The sequence below is a fragment of the Endothiovibrio diazotrophicus genome (genome assembly GCF_054657215.1).
This window is the reverse complement of the sequence record NZ_BAAHXB010000327.1, coordinates 1-407: the sequence shown is the minus strand read 5'-3', so window position 1 is coordinate 407 and position 407 is coordinate 1. Positions and strand designations below refer to the sequence as shown.

The 407-nt window shown below is 59.0% G+C and carries 1 protein-coding gene and 1 pseudogene; both read left to right on the top strand.

Annotated features, from left to right (window positions below; all coding sequences use genetic code 11):
• Positions 1–200 (top strand): annotated as a pseudogene (locus ACYQ2W_RS26665) (hypothetical protein); the annotation flags it as partial.
• Positions 201–209: 9 nt separating this feature from the next.
• Positions 210–407, top strand: a 198-nt coding sequence (locus ACYQ2W_RS26660; RefSeq protein WP_459874161.1) for a transposase, incomplete at its 3' end; no start/stop codon positions are given.

The window sequence follows — 407 nt, the reverse complement described above, 5'->3', positions numbered from 1 at the left end:
ATATCGAGTCGGTGGATGTGGATTCACTGGCGCTGATCCGTCCCCGTTCGGTGGGGGTCGAGCAGTTGGGGCTTTGGTACGGCCAACCGGCCAACGGGGTCAACCGGCCAACGGGGTCAGGTCAACCGGCCAACGGGGTCAGGTCAACCGGCCAACGGGGTCAGGTCTTTCTCCTTGCCTATCAACGCGATTCCAGGTAGTGTTGCCCCATGGCCAGACCACTACGAATTGAATTTGCAGGCGCCCTTTACCATGTAACCTCTCGAGGAAATGGGCGCGAGGAGATCTATCGTAAGGACGATGATCGCCTCGCCTTTCTGGGAACTCTTGGCGAGGTTTGCCAGCGCTTCAACTGGGGGATGCACGCCTATTGCCTGATGGGCAACCACTATCACCTCCTGGTGGAG